General features: G+C 72.4%; 23 protein-coding genes, 1 tRNA gene and 1 pseudogene. 13 read left to right on the top strand and 12 right to left on the bottom strand.

Annotation, left to right across the window (positions count from 1 at the left end):
• Nucleotide 1: 1 nt before the first annotated feature.
• From ACZ6QO_RS30265 to ACZ6QO_RS30250, 4 genes are all read left to right on the top strand, one after another.
• On the top strand, nucleotides 2-805 hold the full coding sequence (locus tag ACZ6QO_RS30265) for a M15 family metallopeptidase (protein WP_465855574.1): 804 nt from the start codon (nucleotides 2-4) through the stop codon (nucleotides 803-805).
• Between the two features lie 133 nt (nucleotides 806-938).
• A complete protein-coding gene (locus tag ACZ6QO_RS30260; protein ID WP_465855573.1) occupies nucleotides 939-1,562 on the top strand; it encodes a DUF4352 domain-containing protein in 624 nt (207 codons plus the stop codon).
• Nucleotides 1,559-2,149, top strand: a complete 591-nt coding sequence (locus tag ACZ6QO_RS30255; protein WP_465855571.1) for a hypothetical protein — start codon at nucleotides 1,559-1,561, stop codon at nucleotides 2,147-2,149. Before ACZ6QO_RS30260 ends, ACZ6QO_RS30255 begins: the two co-directional genes overlap by 4 nt.
• A 13-nt stretch (nucleotides 2,150-2,162) precedes the next feature.
• Entirely contained in the window at nucleotides 2,163-2,729 is a 567-nt protein-coding gene (locus ACZ6QO_RS30250) for a hypothetical protein (RefSeq protein ID WP_465855569.1), read from the top strand.
• Here ACZ6QO_RS30250 and ACZ6QO_RS30245 read toward each other — a convergent pair.
• Complete coding sequence (locus ACZ6QO_RS30245; protein ID WP_465855567.1) at nucleotides 2,665-4,095, bottom strand: hypothetical protein; 1,431 nt, start codon at nucleotides 4,093-4,095, stop codon at nucleotides 2,665-2,667. The two genes, ACZ6QO_RS30250 and ACZ6QO_RS30245, sit on opposite strands and share 65 nt — an antisense overlap.
• A gap of 75 nt (nucleotides 4,096-4,170) precedes the next feature.
• Here ACZ6QO_RS30245 and ACZ6QO_RS30240 point away from each other — a divergent pair, with 75 nt between their 5' ends.
• The 4 genes from ACZ6QO_RS30240 (at nucleotide 4,171) to ACZ6QO_RS30225 (ending at nucleotide 7,177) form a co-directional block, all read left to right on the top strand.
• Nucleotides 4,171-5,049, top strand: a complete 879-nt coding sequence (locus ACZ6QO_RS30240; RefSeq protein ID WP_465855565.1) for an NUDIX hydrolase — start codon at nucleotides 4,171-4,173, stop codon at nucleotides 5,047-5,049.
• A 139-nt stretch (nucleotides 5,050-5,188) separates the two neighbouring features.
• Complete coding sequence (locus ACZ6QO_RS30235) at nucleotides 5,189-6,217, top strand: permease (RefSeq protein WP_465855563.1); 1,029 nt, start codon at nucleotides 5,189-5,191, stop codon at nucleotides 6,215-6,217.
• 5 nt (nucleotides 6,218-6,222) lie between these two features.
• Complete coding sequence (locus ACZ6QO_RS30230) at nucleotides 6,223-6,969, top strand: TIGR03943 family putative permease subunit (protein WP_465855562.1); 747 nt, start codon at nucleotides 6,223-6,225, stop codon at nucleotides 6,967-6,969.
• A 118-nt stretch (nucleotides 6,970-7,087) separates the two neighbouring features.
• A tRNA-Ser gene (locus ACZ6QO_RS30225) sits at nucleotides 7,088-7,177 on the top strand.
• Between the two features lie 73 nt (nucleotides 7,178-7,250).
• Here the strand turns inward: ACZ6QO_RS30225 and ACZ6QO_RS30220 are convergent.
• A complete protein-coding gene (locus tag ACZ6QO_RS30220; RefSeq protein ID WP_465855560.1) occupies nucleotides 7,251-9,701 on the bottom strand; it encodes a MinD/ParA family ATP-binding protein in 2,451 nt (816 codons plus the stop codon).
• A gap of 114 nt (nucleotides 9,702-9,815) precedes the next feature.
• Between ACZ6QO_RS30220 and ACZ6QO_RS30215 the strand changes: the two genes are divergently transcribed.
• Both ACZ6QO_RS30215 and ACZ6QO_RS30210 read left to right on the top strand, forming a co-directional pair.
• Nucleotides 9,816-10,772, top strand: coding sequence for an NAD(P)H-quinone oxidoreductase (locus tag ACZ6QO_RS30215; RefSeq protein ID WP_465855558.1), 957 nt, complete (start codon nucleotides 9,816-9,818; stop codon nucleotides 10,770-10,772).
• A gap of 15 nt (nucleotides 10,773-10,787) precedes the next feature.
• The gene (locus tag ACZ6QO_RS30210; RefSeq protein WP_465855556.1) at nucleotides 10,788-11,315 is read left to right on the top strand and encodes a bacterial proteasome activator family protein; all 528 of its coding nucleotides are present in this window, start codon (nucleotides 10,788-10,790) and stop codon (nucleotides 11,313-11,315) included.
• 66 nt (nucleotides 11,316-11,381) lie between these two features.
• Here ACZ6QO_RS30210 and ACZ6QO_RS30205 read toward each other — a convergent pair whose 3' ends face one another.
• Complete coding sequence (locus ACZ6QO_RS30205; RefSeq protein ID WP_465855554.1) at nucleotides 11,382-12,182, bottom strand: HAD family hydrolase; 801 nt, start codon at nucleotides 12,180-12,182, stop codon at nucleotides 11,382-11,384.
• Between the two features lie 236 nt (nucleotides 12,183-12,418).
• On the opposite strand from ACZ6QO_RS30205, the gene ACZ6QO_RS30200 reads away from it, so the two are divergent.
• The gene (locus ACZ6QO_RS30200) at nucleotides 12,419-12,622 is read left to right on the top strand and encodes a cold-shock protein (protein WP_189164413.1); all 204 of its coding nucleotides are present in this window, start codon (nucleotides 12,419-12,421) and stop codon (nucleotides 12,620-12,622) included.
• Between the two features lie 234 nt (nucleotides 12,623-12,856).
• Here the strand turns inward: ACZ6QO_RS30200 and serS are convergent, their stop codons facing one another.
• From serS to ACZ6QO_RS30180, 4 genes are all read right to left on the bottom strand, one after another.
• A complete protein-coding gene (serS, locus tag ACZ6QO_RS30195) occupies nucleotides 12,857-14,116 on the bottom strand; it encodes a serine--tRNA ligase (protein WP_465855552.1) in 1,260 nt (419 codons plus the stop codon).
• A gap of 95 nt (nucleotides 14,117-14,211) precedes the next feature.
• Nucleotides 14,212-15,132 carry a prephenate dehydratase gene (pheA, locus tag ACZ6QO_RS30190; RefSeq protein WP_465855550.1) on the bottom strand — a complete coding sequence of 307 codons (921 nt, stop codon included), beginning with the start codon at nucleotides 15,130-15,132 and terminating at the stop codon, nucleotides 14,212-14,214.
• A gap of 87 nt (nucleotides 15,133-15,219) precedes the next feature.
• Entirely contained in the window at nucleotides 15,220-15,651 is a 432-nt protein-coding gene (locus ACZ6QO_RS30185; protein ID WP_465855548.1) for a DUF4446 family protein, read from the bottom strand.
• Nucleotides 15,652-15,673: 22 nt separating this feature from the next.
• On the bottom strand, nucleotides 15,674-17,035 hold the full coding sequence (locus ACZ6QO_RS30180; protein WP_465855546.1) for a glycosyltransferase 87 family protein: 1,362 nt from the start codon (nucleotides 17,033-17,035) through the stop codon (nucleotides 15,674-15,676).
• 398 nt (nucleotides 17,036-17,433) lie between these two features.
• On the opposite strand from ACZ6QO_RS30180, the gene ACZ6QO_RS30175 reads away from it, so the two are divergent.
• Nucleotides 17,434-19,749, top strand: coding sequence for a hypothetical protein (locus ACZ6QO_RS30175; protein ID WP_465855544.1), 2,316 nt, complete (start codon nucleotides 17,434-17,436; stop codon nucleotides 19,747-19,749).
• 397 nt (nucleotides 19,750-20,146) lie between these two features.
• Here the strand turns inward: ACZ6QO_RS30175 and mptB are convergent.
• From mptB to ACZ6QO_RS30160, 3 genes and pseudogenes are all read right to left on the bottom strand, one after another.
• A pseudogene (mptB, locus tag ACZ6QO_RS30170) lies at nucleotides 20,147-21,262 on the bottom strand (polyprenol phosphomannose-dependent alpha 1,6 mannosyltransferase MptB); the annotation flags it as partial.
• Between the two features lie 41 nt (nucleotides 21,263-21,303).
• Complete coding sequence (locus tag ACZ6QO_RS30165; protein ID WP_465855542.1) at nucleotides 21,304-22,044, bottom strand: glycosyltransferase family 2 protein; 741 nt, start codon at nucleotides 22,042-22,044, stop codon at nucleotides 21,304-21,306.
• A 169-nt stretch (nucleotides 22,045-22,213) separates the two neighbouring features.
• Nucleotides 22,214-22,564 (bottom strand): STAS domain-containing protein, encoded by a 351-nt coding sequence (locus ACZ6QO_RS30160; protein ID WP_465855540.1) that lies wholly within the window; start codon nucleotides 22,562-22,564, stop codon nucleotides 22,214-22,216.
• Between the two features lie 269 nt (nucleotides 22,565-22,833).
• On the opposite strand from ACZ6QO_RS30160, the gene ACZ6QO_RS30155 reads away from it, so the two are divergent.
• Nucleotides 22,834-23,292, top strand: a complete 459-nt coding sequence (locus ACZ6QO_RS30155; protein WP_465855538.1) for a hypothetical protein — start codon at nucleotides 22,834-22,836, stop codon at nucleotides 23,290-23,292.
• 12 nt (nucleotides 23,293-23,304) lie between these two features.
• Here the strand turns inward: ACZ6QO_RS30155 and ACZ6QO_RS30150 are convergent, their stop codons facing one another.
• Nucleotides 23,305-24,432, bottom strand: coding sequence for a sensor histidine kinase (locus ACZ6QO_RS30150; RefSeq protein WP_465855537.1), 1,128 nt, complete (start codon nucleotides 24,430-24,432; stop codon nucleotides 23,305-23,307).
• Nucleotides 24,429-25,157: a response regulator transcription factor gene (locus tag ACZ6QO_RS30145; RefSeq protein WP_465855535.1), complete on the bottom strand. Its 729-nt coding sequence runs from the start codon at nucleotides 25,155-25,157 to the stop codon at nucleotides 24,429-24,431. The genes ACZ6QO_RS30150 and ACZ6QO_RS30145 overlap by 4 nt, the downstream gene beginning before the upstream one ends.
• Nucleotides 25,158-25,343: the final 186 nt, after the last annotated feature.

The raw sequence follows: 25,343 nt of genomic DNA, 5'->3' as shown, positions 1-25,343 counted from the left end.
TATGCCTCACACAGCGAAGCACCGTCACCTGGGCCTTGTGGCGCTGGCCTGCGCGTCCGCCACCTTGACCGCGTGCGGCGGGGCCGGCTCCGGTGTCGTCGCCGAGCCCGCGCCCGCCTCCGCCGCGTCCTCCGGCGCGGCTTCACCGCCGCCCTCCGCTCAGCCGACCCCGGACGCGTCCGAGAGCCAGGCGCCGCCGTCGCCCGCACCGTCCCCTTCGCCGTCCCCCTCGGGGCCGCCGGCGTTCAGGGCGAAGGTCTCGGCCGTCACGGCGGGGCAGCTCGACCATTCGTGGCGCTCCGGCTGCCCGGTGTCCCCGAGCGGGCTGCGCAAGGTCACGATGACGTACTGGGGTTTCGACAAGAAGGCCCACACCGGCGAGCTGATCGTGAACCGCGCGGTCACCGACGACGTGGTGGCGGTGTTCGAGCAGCTCTACCGGTGGCGTTACCCGATCACGCGCATGGAGCCGATCGACGTCTACAAGGGCAGCGACTTCGACTCCATCGACGCCGACAACACCTCGGCGTTCAACTGCCGCAAGACGACCGGGGCCAGCAGCTGGTCCAAGCATTCGTACGGCAACGCCATCGACCTCAACCCCCGGGAGAACCCGTGGGTGGAGCCCGACGGCTCGGTCGCGCACGGCAACGCCGAACGCTTCGCCGAACGACCTCTGCGCAGGCCGGGCGTGATCAACCCCGACGACCGGGTGGTGCGCCTGTTCGAGAAGTACGGCTGGGAGTGGGGCGGCTACTTCAACGGCGCGAAGGACTACCAGCACTTCTCCAAGGGCGGCGGCTGATCCTGGGAGGCCGCGGCCCGTTACGCGTGCCGGGCTCGCGCCTTCCCGCGAGGCCGGGTTCTGGCGCCGGTTCTGTGGTGGAATCGCGACAATCACGGCCCTGATGGGCATTTGCCGGATATGATCGCTGGCCGTGACCACTCCGGAGCCCACCCCCGGACGGACCGAGTCACGCCGGGGACCGCTGCGGCCGTGGATCGCCATCACCGCCGTTGTCTTCGCGCTGGCCACCGTGCTCGGACTGGCCTGGCCCGCCGGCGGCCTCCAGGAGGCCAAGCCGGAAATCCCTCATCGCCGCCTCGGCGAGACCACCGTGGGCCACCGTTTCGCGGTGAAGCCGTACAAGGTGGCTTATGTCACCAAAGATCCGGCCCCCGGGCTCGGTGACGCCAAGCCGGGACGCTTCCTGGCGATCGAGCTTCAGGTCGAGAACGTCAGCGATCAGACCGCGACCGTCGACGACCTGTCCGCCGACCTGTTCCTCAAGATCTCACCCGGCAGCGTCACGATCGACCGCATCAGGGACAAGACGGCCGGCTTCGTCATCCGCGACGGCCGCACCGACCGCGCGCAGCTCCAGCCCGGCCTGGCCGAGCGCGTGATGGTCGTCTACAACGTCCCGGCCGGGGCGGCCGACCCCACGAGCCTCGCCGCCGCGTTGCGGGACAGAGAGTTCACACCATGGTTCTCCTCCGAGCTGTCCGACTGGCTGCCGGGAGAGATGCTGGCCATCTACGACCTCGAGGTGGGCCGGTGACGCGGATGATCGTCGCCGTGCTGACCGGGGCGCTGCTGCTCGCCGGCATCGTGGGAGTGCTCCGCGCCACGCCCGGCGTGGAGGAGAGGTACGCGCCGATCGCGACGTCGGGCGAGGTGGGCGAGCAGGTGGACACCACCGCCTTCCAGCTCCGCGTGGACCGCCTGCAACTCGGCAGGTCCGTACGCCTGGAGGACTCCTACGGGTTCGTCGGCGAGCCGAAGTCGACCGCGGGCATCTGGGTGGTCGTCTGGGCCACCGTCGCCGCCACCACCGAGGAGACACAGGTGCAGGGAGCCAGGCTGCGCACGGCCGACGGCGCCGAGTACCTGGCCAGCTCGGTCATCGGCACGCTCGACAAGGCCGCCCTCCAGCCCGGCATCCCGGCGTACGGGCCCATCCTCTTCGAGGTGCCCCCCGGCAGGCTGGCGGGCGCGGCTCTCGACGTCACCGTCCACAGCGTCAAGAGTCTCGACCATCTCGGCCCCGCGGCCTCCGTCGATCTGCGGCTCTCGGCCCCTTACACGAGCAGGCTCATCGAGCAGGCGCCGGCGTCGCTGACGGTCGGGCCGGTGCGCGAGCTGTGAAGTGGAGCCGGCAGTGAACTGGAAACAGCATCTGGGATACGGCCTCGGCCTGCTGGCCCTCATCCCCGCGGCGCTCGCCGCCGAGGTGCTGCCGTGGCGGGAGAAGTACGAGGCCGGCACGGGCAAGGGCGGGTCCGAGGCCGTGGCCGCTCACGGACGGCCCGCCCGGTTGAACGGCATCGAGTGGCGCCTGAGGAGCATCACCGAGGGCCGGCCGCCGGACGACGTCTACCGTCCGCTGCCGCCCCGCACGAAGGTCGCGATCGCGGTGATCACCCTCAAGCCGCTGACCGAGCAGGCGAGCAAGTGGTTCGGCGGCACGGGGAGCGTCTGCCGGATCAAGCTCGCCGACGCGGCGGGGCGCACGTGGGGGCCGTCGTTCCGCAGCGATCTCGCGCCCAAGTCGGGCCTGTCGTCCTCGTGCTTCAACCTGGACGCCGCCTTCAAGCCCGTCCCGCTGCCCGTCGGCAAGGAGCTCGCCGTCCAGACGGTGTACGTCGTGCCCGCCGACGCGTTCAAAAGCCTGAGGGTCGAGGTGAGGGTGGCGCCCAACCCGGGAACGGTGCGCCTGGCCCCGTAGGCGGGAGCGGCGCGGGCGAAGGCGCCGCAGGCGCGGGCTGGGGTGCCGCGGGCCCGAGCCGGGGTGCCGCAGGTGCGGGCTGAGGCGTCGAAGACCCTCCCGGAGGTGCGGCCGCGACCGCGCTCGCCCCCGGAGGCGTACGGGGCGCCGCCGGCGCGGCCGAGCGGGCGGACGCCCGCCGAAGCGCCAGGTCGAAGGCGACGGCGAGCAGGCAGATGCGCAGCACCTCGTGGAGCAGCTCGACCGGGAAGGCGACGGCGCCCTCCCACATCTGCCACCAGAGGATCTCGTGCGCTCCAACGAGCCTGACGAGGCCGATGAAGCCGACCGAGGCGAGCCCCTCGAGCGCCACGTACACAAGGCAGAACGTCAGGTAGAACAGTCCCCCGCCGCTCAGCACGAATCGGAAGCCGTTCACCAGCGGGACGTACTTGTCGCGGATGCCGCGGGAGAAGAACTCGGCCGTGACCTTCACGGGGGCCGGCAGCCGCTGCCAGAGCCGCGAGACGTGCGGCTCGGCCCGGGTGCCCTCGATGACCTTGGCGTCCTCGGTCATCGAGGAGCTGTAGACGACGGCCGCCATGGCCAGCCAGACCAGCGGCTGCACCAGGCCGTCCTTGAACTCGGGGAGGTAGGGTGCCAGGTCCGAACCGAGCTGCCGCAGGGTCTGGAGCATCGGAACCCGCTCGAACAGGCCCAGGAAGTCCTCCCAGACCACCCGGCCGGTCAGCCAATCGGTGCCGTCGCCTATCCAGTTGCCCAGCGAGATGAGGCCGAAGTACATCCACATGCACTCGAACGTGCTGTTGGCCACGCCGAAAACGCGCTTCCCCGTGGCGCTGTACAGCCGCTCGAAGGCCACCTTGACCGCGAAGATCACGGCGGTGACGGCGATGATGACGACGTTGACGTTGAGCAGGTCGCTCAGCAGGCCGATGTAGCTGAGGTCGATCCCCGGATGCAGCTCGTTCAGCAGCCTTTGGAAGGCGCTGATGTCGTCCTGGAACAGGCCCCACGCGCTGTAGAAGATCAGGAAGGGCAGCAGGGTGTGGGCGATCGCGTCGACCAGGTCGCGCTCGCGCTCGTCGAGCGTGCGGGCCTGCACGGGGCGCGAGCCGAGCGCCCGTCCGGCGACGTTGAGCATCGCGATGTACGCCGTCAGGGTGACCAGCACGCCGAAGCTCAGCACGCCGAACGCCAGGTAGGCCCGCCATCCGGTGGGCTCGGCGACGCGGACGGCGGCGAGCAGCACGCCTTTGTGGACGAGGGTGCCGAGGGTGTAGTAGAAGGCCAGAGGCAGGATCAGACGCCCCGCGAGACGGAAGGTGTCGTAGGGCAGCCGGACCGGAGAGAGTGAACCGTCCATCGCCGTTGGATGCTAGCGGTCCACAGGGCGACGAATGGTGCGATTCGGGCATAGCGCTTGAGGCAGGATGAAGACATGGCGGCGAAGGACGGCGACGGGTGGGCGCTGTGCGGGCGCGGCCACCGGCACTGGGGCCTGCACGGGGCTTCGGGCCTGCTGGCGGTCCACTACGACGCCGGCGGCACGCCGCACGTCCTGATGCAGAAGCGCTCGTGGTGGAGCCACCACGGCGGCACGTGGGGCCTGCCGGGTGGAGCGCTCGACAGCCACGAGGACGCCGTGACCGGCGCCCTTCGCGAGGCTCTGGAGGAGGCCGCGCTCACCGGCGACAGCCTGCGCGTGCTGGGCGTCCACCTCGACGACCACGGCGGCTGGTCGTTCCAGACGGTGATCGCCGAGGCGGACGCGCTGCTGGCCGCCGCCCCCGCCAACGACGAGAGCACCGACATGCGGTGGTTGCCCGCCGACGAGCTCCCCGGCGGGACGCTGCATCCCGGCTTCGCCGAGACCTGGCCGGCGATCAGGTCCAGCCTGCCGCCTTCCGCGGTGGTGCTGGACGCCGCCAACATCGTCGGCGCGCGCGCCGAGCACGGCTGGTGGCGCGACCGGGCGGGCGCCGCGCGGCGCCTGCTGGAGGACGTCGAACGGCTCGCGGCGCACGGGTTGCGGCCTCCGGAGGGGTTCCCCGCTCCGGCGACGTGGTTCCCCAGAGTGATCATGATCGTGGAGGGGGCGGCGAAGGGCGTGCCCTCGGCCGGTGTGGTGACCGTGGTGGACGCGCCGGGCAGCGGGGACGACGCGATCGTCGGCACGGTCCGCGAGATCCGGGAGGTCAGGCCGTGGGAACGGGTGCTGGTCGTCACCGCCGATCGCGAGCTGCGCCGGCGGGTCGCCGAGCTGGACGCCGAGGTCGCCGGTCCGGGTTGGCTGCTCGGTCAGCTCCGGCAGGTGTAGCCGGCTACTCGGTCGGATCCGGCAGCTGTAGCGGGCTGCTCGGCCCACTGCGGCGGGTGTAGCGTCGGGGCGTCGAAGCGACATCCCGCGCAACTTCTTGCGCATATCCCCCGATATCCAGAAATACCCTCAGATCTCAATGAGCGACCGAACCACACTCGACTGGACCGCCGAGCCCGAAGGTCCGGTCCCTCCTCCCACGTGGGGACGGCGGGCGCCCGAGGCCCACGTGCTGCCGTGGGTGTTCGTGGCTCTGGCAGGCTTCCTGCTGATCGGCAACCTGCTGTTGTCCCCGCACCTCACCGCGCCGGCCGTCGGCACCTGGTCGACGATCTTCGTGGCGATCTGCGTGCAGGCCATGCCGTTCCTCCTGCTCGGAGTGACGCTCTCCGCCGCCGTCACGGTGTTCGTGCCGCCGTCCTTCTTCGAACGCGTGCTGCCGCGCCGCCCGTACGCCGCCGTGCCGGTCGCGGGCGCGGCCGGGCTGGTGCTGCCCCGGAGCGAGTGCGCCTCCGTGCCGGCGGCCGCCGGCCTGATGGCCCGGGGCGTCACCCCGTCGGCGGCGCTCGCCTTCCTGCTGACCTCCCCGGCGATCAACCCGGTCGTGCTCGTGGCCACGGCCGTGGCGTTCCCGGGCCGGCCGGCCATGGTCCTGGCCCGCTTCGCCGCCTCACTCGTCGTCGCCGTGCTCGCCGGTTGGCTGTGGCAGCTGCTCGGCAGGCCGGGCCTGCTGCGCGTGCCTCCCCCGCGCGTCCATGACGGCGTCTCCCGGCGGACGGCGTTCCTGTCGGCGATCCGCCATGACTTCCTGCACGCCGGCGGCTTCCTGGTCGTCGGCGGGCTCGTCGCGGCGACCCTGAACGTGGCGGTCCCCCGCTCGTGGCTCGTCTCGCTGGGCGGCAATCCCTGGCTCTCGGTGCTGGTCCTGGCACTGCTGGCCGTCGTGCTCTCGATCTGCTCAACGGCGGACGCCTTCGTCGCCGCCTCGCTCACGACGTTCTCCCCGACCGCCAGGCTCGCCTTCCTGGTGGTGGGGCCGATAATCGACCTGAAGCTGATCGCACTGCAGGCGGAGACGTTCGGGCGGGCGTTCGCCGCCCGGTTCGTCCCCGTGACGTTCACGCTCGCCATCGTGGTCAGCGTGCTGGCGGGGTGGGTGCTGTTGTGAACCGCATGGCCCAGAACCTGGTGCTCGCCCTGGTCGGCGGGGCGCTGCTGCGCGTGTCGGCCTTCTCGGCCGGCTACCTCAACTACGTCAGGCCCGGGTTCCGCGCGCCGCTCATCGTGGCCGGGCTGGTCCTGTTCGCCATGGGCGTCCTCGGCCTGATCCGGGAGTGGCGCAGGCCGTACGTGCCGGACGAGCACGAACACGAACAGGACGGGCACGAGCAGGAAGGGCACGGCCGCGAGGACCGGCGTTCGCACGGACCGCGGGTGGCCTGGCTGCTCTGCCTTCCCGCCATGGCCATCTTCCTGATCAGCCCGCCCGCCCTCGGCTCGTTCGCCGCCTCCTGGGACGAGACGCCCCAGCCGCGCCCGGTGACGGCCGCCGCGTACGGCCCGCTCCCCGGAGACAGGGCCACCGCCATGCCGCTCGGCGAGTTCATCGGCCGCGCCTGGGGGGACGGGACCCGCTCGCTCGCCGGCCGGCAGGTGAAGCTGACCGGGTTCGCGGCTCCGTCGAAGAAGAAGGGGCAGTGGTACCTCACGCGCATGCGGCTGCGGTGCTGTGCCGCCGACGCCTTCCCGCTGAAGGTCGCCGTGCTCGGGGCGCCCGCGCCGCGTCCCGACACCTGGGTGGAGGTCACCGGCAGCTGGGTGGCCACCCCCTACGACCGCCTCCCCAAGGGCACGGTGGCCCCCGAGCTGAAGGCCACCCGCCTGGCGCGGGTCGCCCCGCCCGCCGAGCCGTACGAGTAGGGCGCCGCGGACCGCCCTGCAGGCGGATCCCTGCGGCCGCGAACCCGTCTCGCCGGTCCGTCCGGCGTCACTCCCGCGCGAGCGCCCGCCGGGCACCGCTATCGTTGGTGTCGCACTTGGAGGGTTCGCATAGTGGACGAGTGCAGCCGCCTTGAAAGCGGCCAGGTCGGCGACGGCCTCGTGGGTTCGAATCCCACACCCTCCGCCATGGGCATGCCGCCGGCGCCCGTTTCCGCGCGCCGGCGCCGGCCCGGCCCCCGCCCGCGGGCGGGGGCGACGCCTCAGATGTGGCCGCCGTGCGCGCCGCCGAAGCCGTCGCCCACCGAGGCGGCCAGCAGCAGGTAGGCGTCGCGGGTGGCGGGCTGCAGCCGGTCGAGGTCGATCTCGGCGCCCTCCTCGAGGTGCGGGTCGTACGGCACCCTGATGACGGCCCGGCAGCGCGCCGCGAAGTGCGCCTCCAGCCGGTCGAGGTCGACGGTGGACTTCGACCTCGGCCGCACGCTGCACAGCACCACCGTCGCCGCCTTGACCAGGTCGGCGTAGTGGTGCGCCTCCAGCCAGTCGAGGGTGGCCGACGCCGCTCTCGCGCCGTCCACCGACGGCGAGCTCACCAGCACGAGCTGGTCGGCCAGGCCGAGGACGCCGGACATCGCCGAGTGGAGCAGGCCGGTGCCGCAGTCGGTCAGGCAGATGGAGTAGAAGTTCTCGAGCACCTGCGAGACCGCCTGGTAGTCGGCGGCGCTGAAGGCCTCCGACACCGACGGGTCGCGATCGGAGGCGAGGATCTCCAGCCGCGAGGGCGCCTGCGAGGTGAAGGCGCGGATGTCGACATAGCGCTTGATCTGCTGCCGCTCGTTGAGCAGGTCGCGCACGGTCGCCGAGGTCTCCAGCTCGACCTTGTCCGACAGCGTGCCGCGGTCGGGGTTGGCGTCGACGGCGATCACCCGGTCTCCGCGCACCGAGGCCAGCGTGGCGCCCAGGCCCACGGTGGTGGTCGTCTTGCCGACGCCGCCCTTGAGGCTCAGCACCGCGACCCTGTGGTGGCCGCCGGCGACGGGGGTGCGCGCCCGCGACACCAGCTCGCGACGGCGGCGCACCTCTGGCGACTCGCCCGGCTTGATCAGCCCGGCGGACGCCTTGTAGACGATCTTCCGCCAGCCGCGCGCCGGAGCGTTCTTGCGCCCGCGCAGCAAGGACACCGGGTCGAGGCTGTCGGCCGTCTGCCGGGCGCCGGTGACGGCCTTCCCGGCCGCCGCCTTGCCGCCCGCCTGCTGCCGTGCCGGAGCGCCGAAGGCGGGCTGGAGGGTCTGCGCGGGTGTGGGGGCGGTCTGCCGGCGGCGCGGCCGGTACGGCTCGCGCTCCTCCGGGGCCTTCTCGGGCACCAGGGACTCGCCGGACACCGCCGGGGCCGGCGCGGGAGGGACATCGGCGGCGACGCCCGAGGTGGCCTGGCTCGGAGAGCCGCCGGGGAAGGCGCGGGACGCCTGAGCGGCGGTGGCGGCCGGCGGCTCGGAGACGGGCGGCGCCGCCTGCCGGTTCGCGGACGAGGCGGACGGGGCCGAGTTCTCGGGCTGCGTCTCGTACAGGGCCCGCTCGGCCCGGGGGACCACCACCACGTCGTCGGCGTCGGCACCCGTGGCGAACGCGTTGAAGCGCTCCTGCTCGGGATCGGCCTCGGCGGGCTCGGCCGCGGGGACCGCCGCCTCCAGCCAGCCGCGTACCGGCTGCTGCTCGCCCGCCGGCTCGGGTTCGGGCTCCTGGTGCGGCTTGTGCGGCTTGGCCGGCTCGGCCTTGCCGACGCCGAGCGGGTCCTGGGAGAGCCAGCCGGTGGACGGGGCTGCCATCGGTTTGTCGGTGAGCGGGGCGAAGCTGAAGCTGTCGGTGTCGTCGCCGACGGCCTCGGCGGCGGGCTCGGAGTTTCCGGAGCCCGCGGACACCCCGGAGGCCGTGGCCCCCTCGGCGCCGGCCGGCCCCGTACGCTCGCCCAGGCCCGCACCAGAGGACGACGAACGCTCGCCGAACGCCGCGAACGCGCCGGTGCCCGGCGACGCCGGGCGCTCGCCGAACGCCCCGGCGCCCGACGACGACGATTGCTCGCCGAACGCCCCCGTGCCCGAGCCCGAGGACGGCGAGGGACGCTCGCCGAAGGCCCCCGTACCGGACGACGGGCGCTCGCCGAACGCGCCGCCCCCGGCGCCCGCGGGACGCTCGAACGTTCCCGTGCCGGAGGACGGCTCCGGACGCTCGCCGAAGGCGCCGGCGCCGGTCGGGGCTGAGAGGTCCGGGTGGGGCTCGGCCTTGGTGTCGGCGCGCGACAGCGGCTCGGACGGCGCGGTGATCGGCGCGGCGAACGCCGGCTTCTCGGGCGCCCTGGACGGCGGCGGGTCGACCGGACCGGTCCAGACTCCGCCGCCGAGGCCCTCGGCCGAGGGCGGGCGCACCTCGCGCGTTTCGCTCTCTGCGCGCGCGGACAGCCCCTGGTCGTGCCGGCCGGCGCCGTTGGCGGGGTCGCCCGCGGCGCGGAACAGCGGCGACGCGGGCGCCGGAGGCTCCGGCGGCACCGTGGCCCATGGGTCCTTGGGGTAGGGCGAGTCCGTCAGGTACGGCGAGACGACGGTGTCGTCCGCGGTGACGGTCACCGGGACGGGCGCCTCCTCGTTCTCCTTGATCGCGTCGAGCCACGCCAGCTGCTCTTCAAGGGAATGAGGATCCTCACGATCGTGTCTTGCCACCGTGTTCCCCCTCGGGACTGGGCTAAAGGGGCAGCAAATAGAAAGAAGATTACCGCCCGCTACCACGTCCAACGTGGTCAACCGCCGACTTGGCTACCCGGATAGTTTGGTCACATGCACGCGATCGCTATTTCCCGGCCGGGTGGACCTGAGGTGCTGGAGTGGCAGGAGGTTCCAGATCCTCGTCCAACACGAGGTGAAGTGCTGATCGAGGTGGCCGCCGCAGGCTTGAACCGCGCCGACCTCCTGCAGCGGCAGGGGTTCTACCCGCCGCCGCCCGGAGCGTCGCCACTGCCGGGCATGGAGTGCTCCGGGGTCGTCGCCGAGGTCGGCGAGGACGTCGAGGGGTTCAAGCCCGGCGACGAGGTCTGCGCCCTGCTGGCCGGGGGCGGGTACGCCGAGAAGGTCGCCGTCCCGTGGGAGCAGGTGCTGCCGGTGCCGGCGGGCGTCTCGCTGGTGGAGGCCGCGGCGCTCCCCGAGGTGGCCTGCACCGTGTGGTCCAACGTCTTCATGGTGGCCAGGCTGAGGCGCGGAGAGACGCTGCTCGTCCACGGCGGCGCCAGCGGCATCGGCAGCTTCGCCGTCCAGCTCGCCAAGGCGTTCGGCTCCCGCGTCGTCGTCACGGTCGGCTCGGCCGACAAGGCCGCGCGGTGCCTGGAGCTCGGGGCGGACGAGGCCCTCAACTACCGGGAGGAGGACTTCGCCGAGAAGGTCACGGCCGACGTCATCCTCGACATCATCGGCGCGAAGTACCTCGGCAGGAACATCTCCGCGCTCGCCACCGGCGGCCGGCTGGTGGTGATCGGTCTCCAGGGCGGCACCAAGGGCGAGCTCGACCTGGCCGCCCTGCTGGCGAAGCGCGCCTCCATTCACGCCACCACCCTGCGCAGCCGTCCGGTCGCCGAGAAGGGCGTCATCGTCCGGGGCGTCGGCGAGAACGTCTGGCCTCTCGTCGGCGCCGGCTCCGTGCGGCCGGTCGTCCACGCGGTCGTCCCGATGGCCGATGCGGCGGCCGCTCACCGCATGCTCGAATCAGGCGAACACATCGGCAAAGTCCTGTTGGTCAGGTGAGCTAGGTTGAATGACATGAATGCTGAGGAGAGCACCCCGCACATCGTGGTCGTGGGGCCCAACGGCCTCTCGGTCGAGGGTGACGGCGGCGAGCAGCAGGAAGAGCGCTCGGTCGCCGAGTTGGTGGAGCAGCCCGCCAAGGTGATGCGCATCGGCAGCATGATCCGCCAGCTGCTGGAAGAGGTCCGTGCCGCGCCCCTTGACGAGGCCAGCCGCAAGCGCCTGAGGGACATCCACCAGAGCTCCATCAAGGAGCTGGAGGACGGCCTGGCGCCCGAGCTGGTGGACGAGCTCGAACGGCTCACCCTGCCGTTCACCGGCGACGACAGCGCGCCGAGCGACGCCGAGCTGCGGGTGGCGCACGCCCAGCTCGTCGGCTGGCTGGAGGGTCTCTTCCACGGGATCCAGACCACCTTGTTCGCCCAGCAGATGGCCGCGCGCGCCCAGTTGGAGCAGATGCGCCGCGCGCTGCCCGGCGGCATCTCCGGCGCCGTGCCCCAGGAGGACCACCAGCCGCACCGCGGTTCCGGCCCCTACCTGTAAGTTCCGGCCCCTACCTGTAAGGGGACGGCCCTCACCTGTAAGAGCTCGGGGCCGGCGGCGGTGCGCTCAGCCGCCGAACAGCTTCTCCAGGACGATCGCGACGCCGTCGTCGTCGTTGGCCGCCGTCACATGGGTGACGGCGGCCAGCACGTTCGGGTGGGCGTTGGCCACGGCGTAGGAAGTGCCGGCCCAGCCCAGCATCGGCAGGTCGTTCGGCATGTCCCCGAATGCGACGACCTCCGCCGCGCCGACGAGGTGGTGCTCGGCCAGGGTGGCGAGCGCGCTCGCCTTGGTCACCCCTTGGGCGCTCATCTCGATCAGCGCCCGGCCGCTTGAGTGGGTCGCCGTGAGCAGGTCGCCCACGACCTCGTCGACGAGCCCGTGGAGGATGTCGGGCTCCATGGAGCGGTGGAACGCCAGGAGCTTGGCGCACGAGCGGGAGGCCAGCTTGGAGACGCCCACGCGGAGCCCTGACACTTCCCTGCTGTCCCAGCCGCCGAGCCGGAAGCCGCTCTCATGGGCGAAGCCGTTTTCGTACTCCACGGAGAAGCTCAGGCCCGGAATGCGATCTCTCAGCCGGCCGATCGCCTCTGACAGCACGCCGGGCTCGATGAGGTGGGACTCGACGATGCGCTCGGTGTGCAGGTCGTACACGAGCGCCCCGTTGGCACAGATGGCGAGCCCGCGGTTGCGCACCGCGCCGGCGACGTTGCGCATCCACCGGGGCGGCCTGCCGGTGACGAAGACGAGGCTCGCGCCCGCCTGCTCGACGAGCGCGAAGGCGGCCGCGGTGCGCGGTGAGACGGTGCCGTCCGAACGCAGGGCGGTGCCGTCCAGGTCGGTGGCGACGAGTCTGGGGCTGACCATAACAAGCTCTAGTTTGCCCTGTGCCGGACGGAGCCCGGTGTCAGCCCTGGGAGTAAAAGATTCTCGCCGGGAGGGGGAACAAAGGCCCTCTGATGGTGTTAGATGTGGTGGCGTTGTATTAGCTGAACCCGATGTGCAGAACCAGCTTGACTGTCTGAGCGGCCCCGGGAAGCTGTGCGACACAACCCGGGGTTCGCGAGGTGTGAACCCCAAGATCAATTGCAGGGAGAGCTTTAATGGCTCAGGGAACCGTCAAGTGGTTCAACGCCGAGAAGGGCTACGGATTCATCGCCCCGGACGGTGACGCTCCGGATGTCTTCGTGCACTTCTCCGAGATCGTCGGCAACGGCTACCGCAGCCTCGAAGACGGCCAGCGCGTCGAGTTCGAGGTCACGCAGGGGCAGAAGGGCCCCCAGGCGTCGCAGGTCCGCGCCGTCTGACCACTGACACACAGAAGGCGGGGTTCGCGTCGGGCGAGCCCCGCCTTCGTGTTGTACGGCCTAATGTCCTGACAAAGCGGACATATGTCTCAGACAGGATGAGAGTAAGCCGCCTATCCTCATTAGGGGATAAGCGGCTTACTTGGCGGGAAACGACTACTCAACCGGCTTCGATGACCGCGCGACAGGCTCCGTCCTCGGGCCGAGTGGTGACGACTTCGCCGGCCACGGGTGCTACTTGACCGGTTCCAGGACGTCCAGTCCGACATACGGCCGCATCGCCTTGGGCACGACCACCGAGCCGTCGGCCTGCTGGTGGTTCTCGAGGATGGCCACGATCCACCGCGTGGTCGCCAGGGTGCCGTTGAGGGTGGCGACGTGCCGGGGCTTCTCGTCGGTGTCCCTGTAGCGCACGGCGAGCCGCCTGGCCTGGAACTCGGTGCAGTTGGACGTCGAGGTGAGCTCCAGGTAGCGGTTCTGCGTCGGCAGCCAGGCCTCGCAGTCGAACTTCCTGGCGGCGCTGGCCCCGAGATCTCCCGCCGCCGTGTCGATCACCCGGTACGGCAGCTCGGCCTTGGCGAGCATCTCCTTCTCCCAGGCGAGCAGCCGGGCGTGCTCCTCCTTGGCGTCCTCGGGACGGCAGTAGGAGAACATCTCGACCTTGTCGAACTGGTGGACCCGGATGATGCCGCGCGTGTCCTTGCCGTACGAGCCGGCCTCGCGGCGGAAGCAGGACGACCAGCCGGCATAGCGGCGCGGCAGCGACTTTCCGTCGAGGATCTCGTTCCAGTGGTAGGCGGCCATGGGCGCCTCGGAGGTGCCGACCAGGTAGAGGTCGTCGGCCTCCAGGCGGTACACCTCGGCGGCGTGCGAGCCCAGGAAGCCCGTGCCGGCCATCGCCTCGGGCTTGAGCAGCACCGGAGTGATCATGGGGGTGAAGCCCACCTCGATGGCCTGCTGCATGGCCATGTTGAGCAGGCCGAGCTGGAGCCGCGCGCCGACCCCGGTCAGGAAGAAGAACCTGGCCCCGGAGACCTTGGCGCCGCGCTCGGTGTCGATCGCGCCCAGCATCTCGCCGAGTTCGAGGTGGTCGCGCGGCGTGAAGTCGAACCGGGGCTTCTCCCCGACCTCCTCCAGCACCACGTAGTCGTCCTCGCCGCCAGGAGGGGCCTCTTCGATGATGTTGGGCACGGCCATCATCAGCTCGTCGAGTTCCTTGGCGAGCTTCTCCGCCTCGGCCTCCGCCCCCTTCACGCCGGCGGAGAGATCTTTGGCGCGCGCCAGGAGCGCCGCCCTCTCGTCGCCGGACGACGAGGAGACCGACTTGCCGACGGTCTTCTGCTCGGCGCGCAGAGACTCGTAGGCGGTCAGCGCGCCGCGGCGGCGCTCGTCCAGGTCGAGCAGCGTGTCGACGACGGAGTCGTCCTCACCGCGGGCACGCTGCGACGCCCGTAGCCGGTCGGGGTCCTCACGAAGGGTACGCAGGTCAATCACGTAACAAAGGCTACCGATGTCCGAGCGGCGCTCGCGCGTCTATCGCCTCCGATGTGATCGGCCGCACCCGGCCCGGCGCCCCGCCCGGCCCCTCGTCACACCCGGCCGGTGCGGATCTTGCCGATCCACTCGGCGGCCTCGGTGAAGTCGGACTCGGAGGTGCCCTGCTTGAGCTGCGGCGACAGCCGGTCGGCCCGCGGGTAGCTGCCCAGGAAGCGGACATCGGCGCAGAGGCGGTGCAGACCGGACAGCGCCTCGCCGACGCGGGCCTCGCCGACGTGGCCCTCGGCGTCGAAGTGGAAGAAATAGCGCCCGATGCCGTCGCCGGTCGGCCGCGACTCGATGCGGGTCAGGTTGACCCCGCGCACGGCGAACTCGCTCAGCATCTCGAGCAGCGCGCCCGGGTGGTCGTCCCGCAGGAAGGCGACCAGGGACGTGCGATCGGCCCCGGTGGGCTCGGGCGGCGGCCCCGGCCGCGACACCTGGACGAACCGGGTGACGGTGTCGTCACGGTCGCCCATGCGCGCCGCAAGCTCCTCCAGGCCGTAGTGCTCGCCGGCGATCGCCGGGCCGATGGCCGCGTCGTACGGGGAGTCCTCCATGGAGACCTCCTGGGCGGCGGCGGCCGTCGACGGCGCGGCGACCACCACGGCGTCGGGCAGCTCGCGGGCCAGGAAGTTGCGGCACTGGGTGATCGCCGCCGGATGGGTGTACACCCGCTTGATGTGCGACATCTCGGTGCCGGGCCGCACCAGCAGCGAGAACTCGACCGGCAGCAGCAGCTCGGCCGTGATCAGCAGCGGGTCGCCCCAGGCCAGCTCGTCCAGCGTGACCGTGATCGCGCCCTCGACGGAGTTCTCCAGGGGAACGACGGCCGCGTCGGCCTCGCCGGATCGCGCCGCGTCGAGCGCCGCCGTCACGTTGGCACAGGGCAGGCGCTCGGCATCGGGCACGAGGATCCGCAGGGCGGCTTCACAGAACGTGCCCTGCGGCCCGAGGTAGGCGAGTTTCGGCATATCAGCAGGCTACCTTCCCCAGGTCACCGGCCACCCGGCATATTTACCGGTTCCTCCCAAGTCTCATCTGGATCGGTATGCGCGCGGCTATCGCCGGCGGGGCCGGGGGACGGTGCTGGGAACGATGTCGGGGCCGATGCCGAGGCGGGCGGCGCGGACGGCCTGCTCCTCCTCGGGGGACAGCGGCTGGACGCCGCGGCCGCCGCGCACCGGACGGACGTAGGTGCGGGTCTCGGTGCGGCCGTTGATCGACGTCAGGACGATGCCGTCGCCCAGGCCGTTGATCATGGCCACCGAGAACGACAGCCTGCCGGTCATCTCGGCCAGCGCGTCGTAGCGGAACACCGCCACGTCGCGGATCGCCTTGAGGTCGACCACGCCGTCGACCGCGGACTGCCGCCTCAGCACGCCGAGGCAGTCTTCGACCGCGTACCGCGCGCTGCGCAGGGCCAGCAGGCCGATCGCCACGCCGGTCATGCCGGCGATGCCGCCGATCAGCGCCACAACAGTCCCCAGCACATCGCCGAGGGTAATGGATCAGTCACCGGGCCGCACGGAAACCCGGACGCCTCCTGGCCGCGGACCCGGTTTCCGGCCGCTCGGAGGCGCCCGGGCCGGGGCGCCGGGCGAGCAGCCACACCAGCCCGAGGGCGCCGAGGCCGAAGGCGTCCTGGACGACGCGCCCGGCGACCGGGCTGAGCACCGGAATCTCGGCGGCGCGCAGCGAGACCCCCCACCAGGGGATCGGCAGCACGTAATACAGCCACACGGCCACCAGAACACCACCGCCGAGACCCCGACCGCCGAAACCGCGACCGCCCGGACCGTGCCCGCCGAGACCCCGACCTCCGAGATCGTGGTCGGCGAGACCGTGGCCGCCGAGATGGCGGCCGGCGAGCGCGGCGAGCACGACGACCAGCCAGGCGAGATGGTGGATCCAGGCGACCGGCGAGATGAGCACGGCCATCAGCCCCGTCAGCGCCACCGCCGTCATCCGGTCGCCGCGGAGCAGGGCCTCACGAGCGTGGCGGAAGCCGTACCAGGCCACCGCGGCCACCAGCGCGAGCCAGATCAGCGAGGTGAGCCACCCCGGCAGGTAGAGACGCAGCAGCATCCCGCGGATGGACTGGTTGGTGGTCGCGTTGTTGGCCCCGACGCGGTCGGAGTCGAGCAGGGCCGAGAACCAGAAGGACGCGGCGTCGTCCGGGATCACCAGGAACGGCAGCACCGTCAGCAGCCCGGCGGTGAACGCGGCCATGTAGAACGCCCGGCGCTGCTCAGGGACGGCGTCACGCCCGAACCCGGTGATCAGCAGATATATCAGGAAGACGCCGGGAGTGAGCTTGACCGCCGTGGCGAGCCCGATCAGCATGCCGCGCGGCCACCAGGGACGGCGCGCGACGCAGTCCACCAGGCACAGCATGACCAGCAGGATGTCCACCTGGCCGAACCTGATCTGGTCCCGCAGCGGCATCAGGTACAGCAACGCCGCCGTCAGCACGCCGAAGAGCACGGGCGCCGCCCAGGCGGGCCGCAGGCGCGCGAGCAGGTCGCGGAAGCCGAACCAGGTGGTCACACCGAGGCAGGCCAGCACACCGGCCGTCCACACCCACTGGGCGGCCGGCCATGACAGCACGGCCAGCGGCACGGCCAGCAGCGCCGCGATCGGCGGGTAGGTGAACGGCAGCAACTGCGGCGCCGGGGTGATCGCGTCGTAGACGGGCAGCCCGCGCAGCAGGGTCTCGCCACCGGTGCGGTAGACGTCCAGATCGACCAGGCGCTGGTCCGCGGGATTGGTCAGCCAATAACGCACGAGCGGGAACGCGGCCACCCCGATGATCAGCAAGGCGACCGGCCACGCCCACCACCGCCCGGCCACCCCACGCCCGCCACCATTCCTCACGACGTGGCAGGCTACCCCCTTTCCCCGCCCCCCCGCCGTCCCCCGATCCCACCGCCCCGCCGCACGAGGGCGCCGGCACCGCCGCACCCCGACCCACCGTCGCGGCGCCCGAACCCCGATCCCCTGCAGGAAGAACCACGGCCACCACCACACCCACCCACCAGTCGCCCGCATCGCCGCACCACGGCCGCCGGCGTGGTGCTCGGGTACCGGTTCACGGCTGACGGGGACAGCGGCCTCCGTCACCACGGCCCCAGGCCCACCGGTCATCCGGTCGGCCGGAGGTGGGCTCCTGCCCACTGGGCCGGGTGAGGGGAAGCGGGGATGGGGGTGGGTTCTGGCTATGGTTTGCAGGGCGGGGGTGGTCGTTATAGGGGGAGGCGAGGTTCCCGTTGGACATGCGAGAGGCCGTCCGGGGAGCCCGCGCGCCCGGCGGGGAACGGCGCACCCGGTGGCTGCGGTGTGGTCTGGCGTTGCTCTGCGCCGCCATGCTCACCGCCATGCTCACCGCCATGCTCACCGCCCTGTCCACCGGGACGGCCCGTGCGCGTACCGCCGAAGGCCCGGCGGCGGGGCACGTCGTGCTGCTGGGAGTGCCGGGCCTGCAGTGGGCCGACCTCAGCCGGGGCGGCACGCCCAACCTGTGGGCGCTGACCGGGGACGGCGCCTCGGCCTCGATGTCGACCCGTGCCTATCCCCGGCCCGACCGCGCGAGCACATGCCCGGTCGCGGGATGGCTCACGGTGTCGGCGGGCAAGCGGGCCGGGTCGGCGGCGAGCGAGTGCGCCCTGCCGCCGGGACCGCGAGCGGGTCCGGACGGTTCGGCGACCGTGCCCGGCTGGCCGGAGCTGGCGTCGTTCAACGCCGCCACGTCCTACCGCGCGACGATCGGGACGCTGGGCCAGGCCGTACGCGACGCCGGGGGCACCGTGGCCGCCGTCGGCGCGGGAGCGGCGCTCGCCGCAGCCGACAAGTCTGGAAATGTCCAGCGATATGACGACGGCGCGCAGCTTCCCGGGTATCTGAACCAGTACAACCTGGTCATCGCCGAGGTGGACGACCTGGCGCGGGCCTGGATCACCCAGCCGTCCCCGACCACGAAGGCCCCCGCTCCCGACCTGAGCACCGAAGCCCGCGCCCGGGCGGTGGCCGCCGCCGACCTCAAGATCGGCCGGCTCCTCCCCCTGCTGCATCCCGCCGCGACCGTGCTGGTCGCGGGCCTGTCCGACGCCTCCGCCGCCGCCCACCTTCATGTCGCCCTCGCCCAGGGGCCGTCCTGGGAGGGAGGGCGGTACCGCCACGGCCACCTCACCGCCGCCTCGACCCGCCAGGACGCCCTGGTGGCGGTCACCGACGTCACCACGACCGTGCTGCGCCTGCTCCGGGCTCCCGTGCCCGAAGGAGCCGTGGGGCGTCCCTGGGCGTCAGGCGGCCCCGCACCGGCCGGCGTCACCGACACCGTCACCGAGCTGGCGGACGCCGATCTCGCCAGCAGGGTGCTGGTCGAGGTCCGCGCGCCGTTCTTCGCCGTGTTCGTGTCCGTCCAACTGCTCTTCTACGGGCTGGCCACCCTGGCCATGCGCCGCCGCCGTCCTGACGGTTCCGGTTCAGGTGTGGGGCGCGGGGCGGGGGGCTGGACGTCGCGGGTGCCGGTCGCCACGCAGGTCCTGGCCGTGCTGAGCGGCGCCGTCGCCGTGTCGACGTTCCTGGCGCAGCTCGTGCCGTGGTGGAGCCTGAGCCATCCGATGGCCGCGCTGATCTTGACGATCATGGGCTTCACCGGCCTGCTCGCGGGACTGGCGTTCGCCGGTCCCTGGCGGGCGCACCCGCTCGGCCCGCTCACGGTGGTGGCCGCGGCGACCTCGCTCGCCCTGCTGGCCGACGTGGCGACCGGCTCGCGGCTCCAGGTCAACGCGGTCACCGGGTACGAGCCGGTGACCGGTGGCCGGTTCTACGGGTTCAGCAACATCGCCTTCGCCGTGTACGCCACCGGCACGATCCTCGCGCTCACCGGGATGGCCCAGGCGCTGGTCGAACGGGGCCGGCGCGTGCTCGCCCTGACCGTCTGCCTCGCGTACGGACTGCTGGCGATCTTCGCGGACGGATGGCCGGGGTGGGGCGCCGACTTCGGCGGCGTGCCGGCGTTCGTGCTGGGCTTCGCCGTGTTCATGCTGATGCTGTCCGGCAGGCGGATCACGGTGGTCAAGCTGGCGGCCGTCATCGTCGCCGGAGTCGTCCTCGTCGCCCTGATCGCCGTGGCCGACTGGCTGCGGCCGAGCGACCAGCGCACCCACCTTGGGGCCTTCGTCCAGCAGGTGGCGGACGGCGAGGCGCTGCCGGTGGTCGGCCGCAAGATCGGCGCGATGCTCGGCACGCTCGGGAACTGGCAGCTGACCGCGCTGTCGCTGGCCGCCCTGGCGTTCCTCTTCCTGGTGTTGTCCAGGCCGTCGCGGTGGGGCGCCTCGGCGCTCGGGCTGGCCTACGCGCAGGCGCCGGCGCTGCGGGCCGGGCTGTTCGGTGTGCTGACCACGGCGCTGGCCGGGTTCCTGGTGAACGACTCGGGCATCGCGATCCCGGCCATGGCGCTCACGGTGGCGGTGCCGCTGACCCTCGCCGCGTCGATCCGCGCGCTCCAGAGGTCAGGGCCCACCACACCAGGGCCGCCGTCAGCGCCAGCAGGATCGACGGCACCACCTGCGAGCGCAGCACCATGACCAGCGGGTGGAACAGATCCAGCGGCTGGTCCTCCTGGCGGGCCGGCAGGTAGGCCGCCGAGAGCACGGCCAGCCGCGCGACCATGAAAGCGTCCAGGGCGCTCGCCGGTACGGCGGCCAGCAGCGCGAACACGAGACCGTCGTACCAGGGCAGCGCGTACGGGGTCGCGAACAGCCAGGCGGCCACGACCACGACGGCGACCCCGGCCGCCTCGCCCCAGGCACCGCCCGGCCGTTCCCCGGCTCCCGGCCGTTCCCCCACCCCCGGGCGCGCCCCGGCGTCCGGGTGGAAGGCCGCCCGGAGGGATCGCCACCAGCGGGCCGGCCCCCCGGCCGGCGGGCCCGGCGTCCGCGCGGCCGGGACGCCGGTCAGGCCGTACGCCCCGCTCAAGGCGCGCAGCAGCGACGCGGCGAGCAGCACGAGGACCGCCATCGACCCCACCTGGATCCAGACGCGGTACGCCCCGGGCCCGAACAGCGTCTGCAACCCGCTCTGGACCAGATGCCACGGCGTGGCCCACGAGATCGACTTGGTGGCATGCAGCACAGGGTCGAGCGCGTGCGGCCCGGCCAGGGCGTACGCCGCCAGGACGGTCGCCGTCGCCGTGCCCGCCACGACCGCGAGCGATCTCGGCCGCAGCCGAAGCGCCCACGCCGGGCCGAGGGCGACCAGGCCGGCGTTGGCCTTCACGGCGATGCCCAGCCCGAGCAACGGCCCGGACGCCCACCGGCGCCCGCTCGCGCCGGCGGCCAGCGCCGCCACGACCAGCGCGATGGCGAGGGTGTCGACGTGCATCCCGGCGACCAGCTGGTAGATCACCAGGGGGTTGGCGGCCCACAGCAGCGCCGCGCGCGCCTGCCGCGCGCGGTCGCCGCGCGCCGTCCGGTGCAGCAACCACGCCGTCGCGGCGAAGGCCGCGGCGTTGACGGCGGCGAGCGCGAACACGGTCAGCCGCACCGACCCGCCGCCGGCCAGGGCGGCCAGCGCCTGCACGGCCGTGGCCACCGGACCGTAGACGCTGGGCTCCTCCTCCCAGGGAAGCTCGACCGCGTCCGCCACCGGGTCGCCGGGCAGGGCGCTGGCTCCCGCCGCGTACGGGTCATACCCGAGGACGACCATCCGGCCGTAGGCCGCGTAGTTCAGGTGGTCGGCCGAGCCGGAGGGTGGCAGGAACGCCAGCACCGCCGCGGCCGCGCACCCGGCGAGCAGCAGCCACCGGGGGTCGGGAGCCCAGCCGCGCCGCATGGCGAACAGCCCGGCGCCCAGGCCCGCGGCGCCCAGCGCGATGGCCGCGGCCTCCATGGCGATGACGAGGTGTCCGTCCGGCCGGATGCCGAGGGAGTAGGGCGGCTGCCACCCCGGCCCGGGAAGCGGCGGCACCACGGCCGAGGGCCCGAGCGCGCCGATGGCGATCGTGACCAGGACGCTGAGCGCCGCGCCCACGAGCGCGACCCGCGCCCACCGTTCATGGCCCGCCGGCCCGCCCCGATTCACCGGACGATTCCAGCACATCCCCGGTGCCGCCCGCGCCACGCCCGCCTGTGGTCATCGCGCTAGCGGGAGCCGCGTACCGTGCTCCTGATGTCGGCGACGACGCGCTCGCGCGCGGCGATGGCCAGGGCGACGTCACGGAACTGGCGGGCGCGGTGGAGCTGCGCGCGCCAGTCGGTGCCGGTCGCCCGGTGGGACATCTCGACCTCGACCTCGACGACCCGGAAGCCCTTGCGCACCAGGTCGATCGTCAGCCCCGTCTCGACCCCGAACCCGTGGGCAAGAGGGCGGGCGGCTTCGAAGGCCGCCCTGGTGAGGCACCGCTGCCCGTTGAGCGGCTGGCTGGCCTCCCAGCCCGAGGCGCGCTTGATACCCTCGCGGGCCAGCCGGACGACGAAACCGTGGCCGCCGAGCTTGACCCGGGTGACGAACCTGGCGATGGTCATGTCGGCGGAGCCGGCCCGCACCGGCTCGATCAGCGGCGCGGCGCGGCCGGCGGTCTCGGCGAGATCGGCGTCCAGGAAGAGCAGGTGGCGGGCCCTCTGCTCGTCGAGCAGGCGCACGGCCTCCGCGCCGCTCTCCATCGCCGTCGCCTTGCCGCGGTTGCGGCTGTGGCGGACGACGCGCGCGCCCGCCGCCTTGGCCACCCGTCCGGTCGCGTCCACCGAGCCGTCGTCCACGACCACGACGAGGTCGACGCCCGGGATGGCCAGGGCGGCGGTCACGGTGGCGCCGATGCGGTCGGCCTCGTCCTTGGCCGGGATGATCACCGCTGTGTCTGGCTGTGCGGATGGGTCGCTCATCGCTCCTCGTCCGGTCGGCTGCCTTGTGACGATCGACCGACGCTAGCACCGATCGCACGCCCGGACCCGCCACCCGAACCGCCGCCCGGCGCGGACGTCCGGCCTGGACGCCCGGACGGCGGGCGAGGCGGCGAGATGGCGGACGAGGCGGCGGCGCGGTCAGCCGGGGTCAGCCGGGGTGCTCGGCGGTGAGCAGTTCGGCCGGGATCGTGTCGTGGACCGTGAACACCGAATCCAGGCCCGTCACCTGGAGGATCTTGCGGACGGCGGGACGCGGCGAGGCCACCTCCAGCACGCCGCCGCGTTCTCGCATCCTCTTGAGCGCGGACAGCAGGACGTTCATGCCGGTGGAGTCGCAGAACTCCACGCCGGACATGTCTATGACGACCCGCTCGGGCCCGGTCTCCAGCAGGCGGCTGAACTCCGCCTGGAGACGAGGCGCGGTATATAGGTCGATTTCGCCGACGACCGTCAAGATGGCGTGTCCGGCATGTGATCGAGTCGAGACCTTGAGCTCCACAGCGGGCACACTAGCGCCGTACCGGCCCCGGGTCACGCTCTACCGCTATAACCGAAGAGTCGTCCGCCCTTTGTTCCCCGTTTCGGCCCCATGGAAACGCTCCGTGCGCGAAGCTTGACGCTATGCGACACCGGCTCGGCCGGAAGGGGGGGAGGCCCGGAACCTCCGCGTCCGGCCGTCACTTCGAGAGGGAGGGACGGGCGTGGAGTGTGACGGGCCCGACAGCGCCGATGAACAGTGAGATACCTGAAGATTCCCAGCGACAATGCATGCGCGAGCGGCTGGAAGGCATCCTCGCCCGCACAGAGCGGGCGCGCGCCTGGGGGGCCGCCGCGCTTCCGCTCCAGTCCTTGGTCAACCGGGACGGCTACGTCCCGATCAAGACGCGGCTCACGGTCGAAGACCTCGATCTGCTCATGGCGGCGCGCGAGGAGCTGCTCTGCTTCGCCGAGCTCGGCCTGCGCCTGCTCGACCTGCACCAGCCCCGCGACGCGGGCGGCATCACCAGCGACGCCGCGCATCCGATCCTGCGCTGCAGGAGCTGCATGTGGCGCTGGCCCTGCCCGACGTTCCGCGCCATGTCCGAGGCGCTGGAGTCCCTGCCGCTCGCCATCCCCGAGGACGAGGTGGACGCGCCGGGCGACGCGCCCGCCGGCGGTTTCGGCGATGTGCCCGTCGCCCCTCTGGACGGCCCCGCACCCGGCCGGGCCGTGGCCGCGCGCCTGTGACCCCGGCGTGGGTCAGGGCGCGGAGTCCGAGATGGGCAGGCTGATCTCGAAGCGGCAGCCCGGGCCCTCGTTGACGACGGCGATGGCGCCCTTGTGCGCCTCCACGATGCCACGGGTGATGGCGAGCCCGAGGCCGGCGCCTCCGTCCGGGCCTGGGGTGCGCGCCGCCTCGCCGCGGAAGGCCACGTCGAAGACCCGTGACAGGTCCTCCTCGGGGATCCCTCCGCAGCAGTCGGCCACCGACAGCCGCACGGTGCGCTCGTCGGCCTCCGCCCGCACCACCACCGCGCCGTCCGCCGGGGTGTGCCTGATGGCGTTGACGACCAGGTTGCGCAGCGCGCGTCCAAGTTCGGCCGCGTCGGCGTAGATCGGCAGCACCGGCTCGGTCTCGCCGGTCAGCCGCACTCCCTTGGCCTTGGCCAGGGCCTCCACGCCCGCGAGCGCGTCGGCCACCAGGTCGCCGAGGCCGACGCGTCCGGGCGAGAGCCGCAGCGCGCCCGCGTGGATCCGCGAGAGCTCGAACAGGTCGTCCACCATGTGCGACAGCCGGTCGACCTCGTGCCCGATCTGGGCGTGGTAGCGGCGCACGGTCTCGGCGTCGTCCACGACGCCGTCCTGGAGCGCCTCCACCATGGCGCGCATGCCGGCGAGCGGGGTGCGCAGGTCGTGGCTGACCCAGGCGACCAGCTCGCGCCGCGCCCCTTCCAGGGCCCTTTCCCGTTCGCGTCCTTCGCGCAGCCGCTCGTAGGCCTGGGCCAGGGCCTCGGAGATGGTGGTGAGCTCGGCGGGCAGGGGTCCGGCCGGCGGGACGAAGTCGCGGGAAGGGCTCACGGCCTCCACGGCGGCCACCAGCCTCCTGCTGGCCGCGACGACCTGCCGGGCCACCACCAGCGCGACGCCGACCCCGACCAGCCCGGCGACGGCGACGACGCTCAGCACGATGTCCTTCGGATGCCCGTCGATGACCATCTCGATGGTGATCGCGACCACTCCGGCGAGGGTGGCGGCGACGGTCACGACCGCCACCACGGCGAGCATGACGCCGATCGACCGGCCGCGCAGCAGTCGCAGGAGCGCCAGTCCCAGGCCGCCGATCAGCAGTCCGAGGCCACCGGTGACGGCGACGATCTGCAGGATCACCGGCCCTCCTCCGCGGGGTCGCCGTCGACGGGTTCGTACCGGTATCCGACGCCCCACACGGTGACGATGCGGCGTGGCGCGGCCGGGTCCGGCTCGATCTTCTCGCGGAGCCGGCGGACGTGGACGGTCACCGTGGAGGTGTCGCCGAACGACCAGCCCCACACCTGGTCGAGCAGGGCGGCGCGGCTGAACGCCTGGCGCGGGTTGCGCATCAGGTAGGCGAGCAGGTCGAACTCGCGGGCGGTGAGGGTGATGTCGCGGCCGGCGAGACGCACCTCATGGGCGCCCACGTCGACGAGCAGGTCGCCGTCGCGCAGCACCCCCGTGCCGGAGGTGACCAGGGCGCCGCGGGCGCGCCGCAGCACCGACTGCACGCGAAGGGCCAGTTCGCGGGGGCTGAAGGGCTTGGTGACGTAGTCGTCGGCCCCGGTCTCCAGGCCCACGACGCGGTCGATCTCCTCGCCGAGCGCGGTCAGCATGATCACCGGTACCGGCCAGCGTTCGCGCAGCTTCTTGCAGACCTGCAGGCCGTCCATGCCGGGCAGCATGAGGTCGAGGACGAGCAGGTCGGGCGGGTCGGCGAGCGCCCTGCGCAGCGCCTCGGCCCCGTCCCCGACGCTCTCGACGATGTGCCCGTCACGTTCGAGGTATTTCACGACGACCTCGGCCACGGTGGGGTCGTCGTCCACGACGAGGATGCGGGGCGGGGAAGCGGTACTCGTCATCGGCCCCCCAAGCTGCCCAATTTGTCACATTTTACTGCCATAAAGTCACCCGGAATAGCCGCACGAACTTGTCCCAAATCTCTTCAAGCCGCCGTAACGGATGACAACGGAATCGTCCGCTCCCCACGGACGATGACACTCCACGGTAGGGCCGACAGGGCCGCCATCACGAGTCTCGTCATCACT

This window comes from Sphaerisporangium sp. NPDC049457 (genome assembly GCF_055586705.1).
Note: the sequence above shows the minus strand (reverse complement) of the source record. Positions and strands in the feature narration are given on the sequence as shown.